This is a genomic window from Brevundimonas diminuta ATCC 11568 (assembly GCF_000204035.1).
In the GTDB taxonomy this organism is placed as follows: domain Bacteria; phylum Pseudomonadota; class Alphaproteobacteria; order Caulobacterales; family Caulobacteraceae; genus Brevundimonas; species Brevundimonas diminuta.
The window spans coordinates 1,333,578-1,343,223 of record NZ_GL883086.1; the positions used below are offsets into that span (position 1 = coordinate 1,333,578).

The following is a 9,646-nucleotide window of genomic DNA, read 5'->3' on the forward strand; positions in this document are numbered from 1 at the left end:
CGCCCTGATCCACCTCGTCGAAGATCATGACCGGCTGGCGCTGGTCCTCACGGCTGGCCAGCGCCGCCTTCATCGCCAGCGCGAAACGCGCCAGCTCCCCGCCCGACGCCACCGTGTCCAGCGGCCCGAAGGCGGTTCCGGCGTTGGTCGCCACCTCGAACCGCACCGTCTCGACGCCCAGCGGACCGCGACGCCCTTCGACCGGCTCCAGCGTCACGCGGAAGCGGGCGCGCTCCAGCTTCAACGGGCCAAGTTCGTCCATGACGGCGGCGACCAGCCGGTCCCCCGCCGCCTCGCGCGCCGAGGTCAGCAGCATGGCCGCCACGTCATAGGCCTCGATCGCCACGGCGACGTCACGGCGGGCCTTGGTCAGCGCCTCTTCACCGTCCTCGATCAGGCGAAGTTGCTCGCGCAGGCGCAGTCGTAGCCCCGGCAACGCCTCGACTGTCGTGTTCAGCTTGCGAGCGGCGGCGCGCAGGGCGAACAGCCGCTCCTCCGCCTTGTCCAGACGGCCCGGCTCGAAGTCGAAGGCGTCGGCCGCTGCGTCGACACAGGCCACCGCCTCGGTCGCTTCGACCAGGGCGCGGTCCACCGCCTCGGCGGCCGAGGCCAGTTTGACGATGATGGGATTATCGCCCTCTGCGCCCGCCTGCACCGCCCGCTGGCGCGCGTGCTCCACCGCGCGCAGGGCCGAGGCCAGACGCTGGCTCAGCTTGTCGCCGCCCAGCAGATTGCGCGCATCGGCCAGATCGGCCACCGCCTTCTCCGCCGCGCCCAGGATGGCGCGTTCGCCCGCAAGCTCCGTCTCTTCGTCCGGCTTGGGATCAAGGGCGTCGAGATCGGCCAGATTCTGCGCGATTTCCTCGGCCTTGGCCGCAGCCTCGGCGGCCGAGGCTTCCAGATCATCCAGATGGGCCTGCGCCGCCTTCAGACGCTCGGCCGCTCCCGCTACGCCCGCCAGTTGCGGTTGCAGCCCGCCGTAGTTGTCCAGCAGCGCCCGGTGCGTCTTCCAGTCCAGCAGGCCGACGGTTTCATGCTGGCCGTGCACCTCGACCAGCAGGGCGCCGATCTCGCGCAGCGCCGTCACCCCGGCGGGCTGATCGTTGACATAGGCGCGGCTGCGGCCGTCAGCCGACACGACGCGGCGCAGGATCAGCTCTTCGCCCGGCGCGACCTCGAAGCCGCGTTCGGACAACAGGGCGATCAGGGCTTCATCATCAGGCGCGGTGAAGACGGCCGTAGCCGAGGCCTGCTTGGCGCCGTTCCGCACCAGTCCGGCGTCGGAGCGCGCGCCCAGCGCCAGGCCCAGCGCGTCGAGGATGATGGACTTGCCCGCCCCCGTCTCGCCGGTCAGCACGGTCAGACCGTCCTCGACCTCCAGGTCAAGGGCGTCGACGAGGACGACGTCACGGATCGAGAGGGTGGTCAGCATGGGCGATCTGATTCGATGTTTCGCCGCATCCTAGCCGGAAACAGAACAGGAACGCAGCGCCTTAATCACGCCGCGTCACTGCCCTGCGACCGGATCAGGCGCCGCCGGGGATCAGGCGTTGCAGCCAGGATTCGCGCTTGCCTTCAGGCTGAACCGTCGGGTTCTCGCCGCGCTCGCGCAGCAGGGCGAAGGCCTCGGCGTACCAGGGGCTGCCCGGATAGTTGTGGCCCAGGACGGCGGCGTTGCGCGTCGCCTCCTCGGTCAGACCCAGGCTCAGATTGACCTCGACCAGACGATACAGGGCCTCAGGCGTGTGCGAGGTGCGCTGGAAGTCGGGGTTGTTGATGACGGCCTTGTAGCGGTTCAACGCGCCCAGCGGCTGGTTGGCGCGCTGGTAATAGCGGCCGACGGTCATTTCCTTGCCGGCCAGCTGGTCGTTGACCATGTCGATCTTGACCCGCGCATCGGTGGCGTAGGACGAACCCGGATAGCGACGCACCACGTCGCGCAGACCCGCCAGGGCGGCCTCGGCGTAGCCCTGGTCCCGGCCCACGTCGACGATCTGCTCGAAGTTGCAGACAGCCTTCATGTAGAAGGCGTAGCTGGCCGACGGATTGCCTGGGAACAGGGCGATGAAGCGGTCAGCCGCCGCGATCGCGTCCTGATAGTTGTTGTTCTGATAATAGGCGTAGACCTGCATCAGGATCGCCCGACGCGCCCATTCCGAATAGGGGTGCTGACGCTCCACTTCCTGGAAGTAGTCGACGGCGTCCATCCAGCGCTTGGACTGCAGGCGCTGATAGCCGGTGTTGTAGAGGGCCTCGACCGGACGCTCCTCATAGGCCAGCTTCTGGCGCGGCTTGTTGCCAGCGCAGGCGGAAAGCGACAGGGCCGCGACGGCGACCGTCAACAGGGTCAGGCCGGTACGAGACTTCGAAGCGAGCAAGGGCGACCTCATCAAGATGCCTTCGGGACGCGGACACGCGACACGCGCCCTCGTTAGCAGGATGCGTCCTCTATAACAGCGCCCGCGCCCAAGCCAATCGGCTGAAATCGAAGATCCGACCGGAACACGGCTGGACGCCGCACCGTTCGCCGCCTAGAGAGCGCGTCCAGAAACGCATCCGCGACTATTGGCGGAGCGATGACGGCGAAAGGATGACCGGTCAATGAAGCTGCTCGCAGGCAATTCGAACCGGAGCTTGGCCCAGGCCATCGCTGCCCACCTGGACATGCCGCTGACCAAGGCCCAGGTGAAGCGTTTCGCGGACAATGAGGTGTTCGCCGTCGTCGAGGAGAACGTGCGCGGCGAGGATGTCTTCATCATCCAGTCGACCTCATATCCGGCCAACGACAATCTGATGGAGCTGCTGATCATGACCGACGCGCTGGTGCGCGCCTCGGCCAAGCGGATCACGGCCGTCATGCCCTACTTCGGCTACGCCCGTCAGGACCGTAAGACCGGCGGCCGTACGCCGATCTCGGCCAAGCTGGTCGCCAATCTGATCACCCGCGCCGGCGCCGACCGCGTGCTGACCATGGACCTGCACGCCGGCCAGATTCAGGGCTTCTTCGACATCCCGACCGATAATCTGGTGGCGACGCCCGTCCTGGCCCAGGACATCAAGGACAACTATCCGAAGGGCGACGACCTGATGATCGTCTCGCCCGACGTCGGCGGCGTGGTGCGCGCGCGCTCGCTGGCCAGCCGCCTGAACGCCGACCTCGCCATCGTCGACAAGCGCCGTCCCAAGGCGGGCGAGAGCGAAGTCATGAACATCATCGGCGACGTCGAAGGCCGCCGCTGCATCCTGTTCGACGACATCGTCGATTCGGGCGGCACCCTGGTGAACGCCGCCAAGGCGCTGATCGACCGCGGCGCGACCGAGGTCTCGGCCTACATCAGCCACGGCGTCCTGTCGGGTCCGGCGGTCGACCGCGTCGCCAACGGCCCGCTGAAGGAGCTGGTGATCACCGACTCCATCGAACAACCTGACGAAGTTTTGAACTGCTCGAAGATCCGTCGCGTGCCCGTGGCTCCGCTGATGGGCGAGGCGATTCGGCGCATCGCCAACGAAGAGTCGGTCTCAAAGCTGTTCGATTAAGGTTCGGCTAACCATTCCCTCCGCGATATAAGGGCTTGTAGTTCGGTAGGCGCCTCGCGCCTCCGACGCCCGTCCAAGTGCGTATCGCTTAAAAGCAAGGGAAGATCGCCGATGCCCCAGGCCTTCTTGCGTCGCGGCCTCTCCGTCGCCGCTGTCGCCGCCGCCGCCGTCCTGGCCAGCTGTTCGACGCCTGAGCCGGAAGCGCCGCCCCCTGCGCCGCCCCCGCCGCCGCCCCCTGCCCTGGCGCTGAACCAGAGCGTGGCCGAGGCCGCCTCGGTCTACGTCGCCTTCGTGCGCGAAGTCGGGTCGATCCAGGCCGGCTTCCCCGACGCCGAATCCATTCAGGCCGCCGTCCGCAAGGGCGCCGCCGTCGAGGCCGGCCAGCTGTCGCGCGGCATGATCGCCTACGGCGCCATCCTGGCTCTGCAGTCGCCTGAATACGTCGCCGGCGTGCGCCAGTTCGCCTCCGATCCGGCCCAGCGTCAGCAGATGGTGTCGCGAATCGTCGCCGACCCGGCCTACGCCGCCACCCTGCCCGGCGCGGAAGCCGCCGCCGGCCTGATCGCCAGCACCATGGGCCAGGACGCGGCGACCATGACCGCCCTTGCCGAAGCGGTGGAGACGGACGCCTACACCATCCAGGAACGTCGCGACCCGCGCCGCCGCTGGGCCACCCAGCCCGTCGCCGACCGCAACGGCCGCCTGGAAGGCGCCAAATCCCTGTCGGCCGTGCCGCGCCTGCCCTCGGCCGAGGACAGCGCCCGCCTGTTCGCCGCCGCCAACAGCGGCTCGGGCCTGAACCTGACCGCCGCCCAGCGCGGCGCGCCCTTCACGCCCGCCATCGTCAACTCCCTGGCCATCGCGGCCCTGGCGGCCCTGGGCGCGGCGGGCGAGGACGCCAAGGCGAACACCGACGCCCTTACGACCGAATCGAACAATGAGTTCTGCCTCAGCATGTCGAAGCTGATGCTGTTCCAGTGCCTGGCGGCGGCCAAGCCGAACTATGAGGACATCTTCTGCGCCGGTCGTCACGTCGTTCGCGACCTGGCCCAGTGCACCTCGCAGTACACGGGACCGATGCCCACCATCACCGTGGCCGTGCCGCCTGCAGGCGCGCCCACGCCGATGGCCCAGGCGCAGAACCAGTCTTCGCCGACCGCGTCCCCGCACGGCTGAGGCTGATTATCGCTGTGGGCTGAGCCGGGGCGGTTGCGTCCGCCCCGTGTTCCGTGTAATAGCCCGCGCTCTTGAATTCGAAGGGTTCATGACCCCGCCGCGCGGGACACGGTTCTGCGCAGGCGTTTACTTGTATTGAAGGCGAGCCCGATGGCTGAGATCATTCTGAACGTTGATGTCCGCGAAAACGTGGGCACCGGCGGCGCCCGCGCCGCGCGCCGCGAAGGCGCCGTCCCCGGCGTGCTGTACGGCGGCGACAAAGCCCCGGTGGCCATCTCCGTGAACGAGCGTGAGTTCCGCAAGTCGCTGTACACCGGCAAGCTGATCGGTCATCTGGTGACCCTTAAGTACGGCAAGGAAACCCAGCCGGTCATCGCCAAGGACATCCAGTTCGATCCGGTTTCCGACCGTCCGCTGCACTTCGACCTGATGCGCGTCGGCGCCAAGGAAGAGATCAAGATCGAAATCCCGGTCGCCTTCGTCAACGCCGACGAAGCTCCCTACACCCGTCAGGGCGGCATGCTGGAAGTGGTTCGCCACACCGTCGAGATCATGGTCCGCGCCGACCGTATCCCGGCTGAACTGGTCGTCGACCTGAAGGGCCGCGAGATCGGCGAGAACATCCGCATCTCGGACATCCAACTGCCGGAAGGCGCTGCGCCGACCATCACCGACCGTGACTTCATGATCGCCGCGATCAAGAACTCGGCCGCCGCTCAGTCGGACGCCGGCGACACCACCGCCGAAGGCGAAGCCGAAGAAGCCTAAGGTTTCCTCCCCTATCGCCCTGCGCGCGATGCAGGGCTGCCTGAGGGGATCAGAAATCAGCCCCGCCCGGTTCGCCTGGCGGGGCTTTTCTTTGCCCGAAGCACGAGGCATGAGGATCGCATGATCATCATCGCCGGCCTGGGCAATCCCGGCCCCAAATACGAAAAGAACCGCCACAACATCGGCTTCATGGCCGTGGACGAAATCGCCGACCGCTGGCGCTTCGGTCCCTCGCGCGCCAAGTTCCAGTCGATCGTCGCCGACGGCGAGGTCGAGGGGACCAAGGTTCTGCTGATGAAGCCCCAGACCTATATGAACGAGAGCGGCCGCGCCGTCGGCGAGGCGGCGCGCTTCTACAAGGTGAAGCCCGAACACGTCATCGTCTTCCACGACGAGATCGATCTGGCTCCCGGCCGCTTCCGCATGAAGAAGGGCGGCGGCGCAGCAGGCCAGAACGGGATTCGCAGCCTGATCAGCCACCTGGGCGCCGACTTCCGCCGCGCCCGCATGGGCATCGGCCACCCTGGCGAGCCTCAGTTGGTTCACGCCCACGTCCTGGGCGACTTCCACAAGGCCGACAAGCCGTGGCTGGACGCCATGCTGCAGGCCTGCGCCGACGCCCTGCCCTTCGCGGTGAATGGCGACGACGAACGCTATCAGGGCGAAGTCATGCGCCTGGCTCCAGCGCCTAAATTCAGCCCCCGGCAGGCGGCGAAGGGGGAGTAACATAACGCCTCTCCCTCCCTTCATGGGGAGGGAGAATCACAGCCTCAATCCGTCGTTGTCCACGCCGCCTTCAGGGTCGCCGCGCCATTCGCCGGCACGCTCAGCGTCCAGACCGGATAGCCGGTGTCGTCCACCCGACTGCGCACCGACTGGCTGCGGATACGGAAACCGCGCTGCCCGGCCGCATCGGCGACCAGCTCGACCGTCACCGGCTCAGAGCGGGCGTTGGTGACTGTGGTCTCAACCTCGGTGCGCTCGGTCGTGACGGCGCCGCGCGTCGAACTGCCGGACTTCACCAGCCGCGTCTGCACCCGCACGTCCGACGATTCGCCGAAGGCCAACCGCACCGGCAGCCCCACGCCCTTGTCCTCGAACCGATCCTGACCGGCCAGCAGCACGCCGCCCGCCCCGTCCGGCTGCATCACCGCCACCGAACCGCCCGGCAGGGCCACGCCCAGCCCGGCGCCCTCCTCATTGCGCAGCTTCATGACGATGGCCGTGGGCTGCGTCTCCTCGTCCGGGTTCAGCACCCCGGCGCGATAGACCCGCTCATAGGCCACGGCCTCGCGCTCCAGAAAGCGCACCTGCTTGGTCTGGCGCGCCGCTACCGTGGTCGGCTCAGGCAGGGTGTAGATCTTGTAGTCGCCCAGTTCGCCCTGACGCGCCATGGCGGTTACGGTGATCTCTCGCGCGGCCATAGGCACAGGGGGCGGAGGCGGACCAGGTAAAATAACAGGAGGCCCTGTGTATTCGACGCGATCCTGCTTGTAAGTGGGCTGCAGACCACTGCCCAGCGTCGTCGTCCCCTGCGGCCAGCATTCATTCTGCTGATAGCGGACCATCGGCTCGACCGGCACGGTGCCTGCGTCCTTCCTCAGCGTGCCCGCCACCACCTGCACCGGGGCGGCGGGGAATCCCGTGCCGCCGAAATTGGCCAGCGTGAGCCAGCCGGTCAGGTCCAGCGTCCCGTCCGTCGGGTTAAGGCGGGCCACATAGTCGGCCGACCACTGCAGCCCCGTGGTCAGATAGGCCAGCGTCACCGTATGCCGTCCCGCTCGCTCGGCCCGCGTACGCACCGACAGGGTCGGCTGGTCGCCCAGCCCCTCTGGCACGCGGTCGAACACGACCCGCTCGGTCTGGCCCGAGCAGTCCAGCGCCTCGAACCGGCCGTCGATCTCCAACACAGTGCCTTGAGCGCCCGCACGGATGACCGCGGCCTTCTCGACCTGTTCGCCAGTCGCCGGATTGGTGCGAACGACGCGCACCACCTCGCCCACCGACTTCTCCATCAGACTGGCCGGCGACAGCAGGTCGAAGTCGGCGTTGCGCTCGACCACATGGGCGGGCAGGCCCTCCAGCACCGCGCTCTGCGGCACCACGCCGGTGGCCAGTCCGCGAAAACGGATGATCCCCTCGCCCGCCGGAAGATCGACCGTGCGCGTCTCCACGATCAGGGCCAGCCCCTGACGATCCAGCCGGCTCCACGGCTGGCGCGACTGTTCCATCAGGGCGACCGTATCGACCGGACGGTCGCGATAGATCACCACCGTCGCCCCGTCAGGACGCGCGGACACGCTCTCCGTCTGCGCCCAGGCTGTGGGCCCCAGAAGGCTCAGCGCAGTGGTGATCGCCAGAAGGCGGCGCATGAGATCAACCGCCCGTGGTGATGGTCGCGGTCAGCTTGGTCTCGCCGTTGGCGGGCACCGGCACACGCCAGACGACGGTGCGCGCGTCCCGCATCTCGCCCGTGATGCTCTGATCCGTCAGTTCGGTGTCGCGGCCCAGACCGCGCTGGCGCACCTCGACCGTCACCGGCTCGGGCCGAGCGTTGCGGACGGTGTATTCCATGACGTAGCGGGTGCGGAAATAGTCGACCAGGCGCTTCGACACCCGCTCGGACGACACCAGACGTGGCTGCACCGTCACATCAAAGGCGTCGCCCGTCGTCACCACGATCTCGGCCCCGGCGGGCGAGTGGTCGACCTGGCTCTCGCCGATGAAGCGCGGCTCGCCCGCCTCATCCTTCACATAGACGCGGATCACCCCCGCAGGCAGGGCGCGCGCCGCGTCGCCCGATCCATTGGCGAAGATGACCCCGACTTCGGCCGCGATCGGCTCTTCGGCGCTGTAGAAGCCGTCGACCACCCGCAGATAGCGCTTGGTCGCGGGCACGCCCGCCGCGTCGATCAGGCCGACCTGCTTGGTCTGGTTGTTGGCGACCGTCACGGCCTCGGGCAGAGGATAGACATAGACGTCGGCCAGCGCGCCCTCACCGCCCGACTGGGTTCCATTGCCGCGCGTATTGGACACACGGACCGGCGGGCGCGGATTATAGCCGCCCTGATTGATCAGGTTGACGTCGCCCGCCACCACCCGCGTCTGAGCGTTGCTGAAGGTCGCGCCCGAGTTGTTGGTCAGCGTCACCCAGCCGGTCAGGTCCAGCTTGCCCGCCTTCTCGTCGAAACGGGCGACATAGTCCGCCTTCCACGTCAGGCCCGAGGTCAGATAGGACAGGGTCGTCTCGCGGCGACCAGCCCCCTCGGCGTCCAGCGTCACGCTGAGCGTCGGACGCGGGCGCAGGTTCTGCGGCACCCGGTCGAAGATGACGCGCGTCGGCACGCCGTCGTCGCGCAGCACCTCGATACGGTCGCCGATCTGCAGCACCACGCCCTGATTCGCCGCCAGCACGCGCGCGCGCTCGGTCGACTGGGCGCCCGATCCGGGGTTGGTGCGGACGATGCCGATCTCATTGCCGACGGCGCTTTCCATCAGCTTGCCCGGCGTCAGCAGGTCATAGTCGAAGTTCTGCTCGACCACCGACAGGCCGCGCCCCGACAGGCCCACCGTCTCGGGCCGGATGCTTGCCGAAACGCCCGGAAACTCCTGACGCGAGCGCCCGGCGGGCACGTTCAGGTTCCGCACGTCCTCCACCAGGGCGATGTTCTGGTTGTAGACCGTCAGGGAGACGCGATCGGGACCGCCCGGCCCCTCCTCCACCTGTTGCGCGGCCGCAGGCGCGGCAAGAAGCAGGGCGAGAGCGAAGGGTCCGATGGCGCGGATCATGCGTGTCCTCGATGACTGTCCAAGCGTCACGCTGCACTGCGAAGGCGATCTTGTCGAGGCCGCGCGCGACGCCGCGTCGCCCCTCGCCGGTCTAGCTTCCCCGTCTGGGAAGGTTTAAGCCCTGCCCCGTGACCCGCTCTCAGGCAGAAAACTGGTCGACCTGGCGCTCGCTGGCCTTCCTGGCCGCGACGTTCGCCATCGTGATCGGCAGCCTGATGCCCTTCGCGGCGCTGGCGGCCTCCACGCCCGGGCAGCCCATCGTCATCTGCTCGGCCGACGGTCCTCAGACCATTCAGTCCGGCGGCGTCGACGGCCCGGCCAAGGAGCATATGGGGGCCAAATGCGCCGCCTGCGTCATGCCGCTGCTGGCGGCCCT

At 68.0% G+C, this 9,646-nt stretch carries 8 protein-coding genes and 1 pseudogene; 5 read left to right on the plus strand and 4 right to left on the minus strand.

What is annotated here, in order from left to right:
• Positions 1 to 1,432 (minus strand): DNA repair protein RecN (locus BDIM_RS10360; protein WP_040345722.1); only part of this gene is annotated, 1,432 nt, incomplete at its 3' end.
• 94 nt (positions 1,433 to 1,526) lie between these two features.
• The gene (locus tag BDIM_RS10365) at positions 1,527 to 2,390 is read right to left on the minus strand and encodes an outer membrane protein assembly factor BamD (RefSeq protein ID WP_003165550.1); all 864 of its coding nucleotides are present in this window, start codon (positions 2,388 to 2,390) and stop codon (positions 1,527 to 1,529) included.
• Positions 2,391 to 2,601: 211 nt separating this feature from the next.
• Between BDIM_RS10365 and BDIM_RS10370 the strand changes: the two genes are divergently transcribed.
• The 4 genes from BDIM_RS10370 (at position 2,602) to pth (ending at position 6,207) form a co-directional block, all read left to right on the plus strand.
• Positions 2,602 to 3,537 carry a ribose-phosphate pyrophosphokinase gene (locus BDIM_RS10370; RefSeq protein ID WP_003165551.1) on the plus strand — a complete coding sequence of 312 codons (936 nt, stop codon included), beginning with the start codon at positions 2,602 to 2,604 and terminating at the stop codon, positions 3,535 to 3,537.
• Positions 3,538 to 3,648: 111 nt separating this feature from the next.
• Positions 3,649 to 4,713 (plus strand): hypothetical protein, encoded by a 1,065-nt coding sequence (locus BDIM_RS10375; RefSeq protein ID WP_040345725.1) that lies wholly within the window; start codon positions 3,649 to 3,651, stop codon positions 4,711 to 4,713.
• Positions 4,714 to 4,863: 150 nt separating this feature from the next.
• Positions 4,864 to 5,481 carry a 50S ribosomal protein L25/general stress protein Ctc gene (locus BDIM_RS10380; protein ID WP_003165552.1) on the plus strand — a complete coding sequence of 206 codons (618 nt, stop codon included), beginning with the start codon at positions 4,864 to 4,866 and terminating at the stop codon, positions 5,479 to 5,481.
• Positions 5,482 to 5,601: 120 nt separating this feature from the next.
• Positions 5,602 to 6,207 carry an aminoacyl-tRNA hydrolase gene (gene pth, locus BDIM_RS10385; RefSeq protein ID WP_003165553.1) on the plus strand — a complete coding sequence of 202 codons (606 nt, stop codon included), beginning with the start codon at positions 5,602 to 5,604 and terminating at the stop codon, positions 6,205 to 6,207.
• Positions 6,208 to 6,251: 44 nt separating this feature from the next.
• Here pth and BDIM_RS10390 read toward each other — a convergent pair whose 3' ends face one another.
• Both BDIM_RS10390 and BDIM_RS10395 read right to left on the minus strand, forming a co-directional pair.
• Positions 6,252 to 7,781, minus strand: coding sequence for a DUF4139 domain-containing protein (locus BDIM_RS10390; RefSeq protein WP_248601213.1), 1,530 nt, complete (start codon positions 7,779 to 7,781; stop codon positions 6,252 to 6,254).
• Positions 7,782 to 7,857: 76 nt separating this feature from the next.
• Positions 7,858 to 9,270 (minus strand): DUF4139 domain-containing protein, encoded by a 1,413-nt coding sequence (locus BDIM_RS10395; protein WP_003165555.1) that lies wholly within the window; start codon positions 9,268 to 9,270, stop codon positions 7,858 to 7,860.
• Between the two features lie 128 nt (positions 9,271 to 9,398).
• Here BDIM_RS10395 and BDIM_RS17955 point away from each other — a divergent pair.
• Positions 9,399 to 9,646, plus strand: a pseudogene (locus tag BDIM_RS17955) (hypothetical protein); the annotation flags it as partial.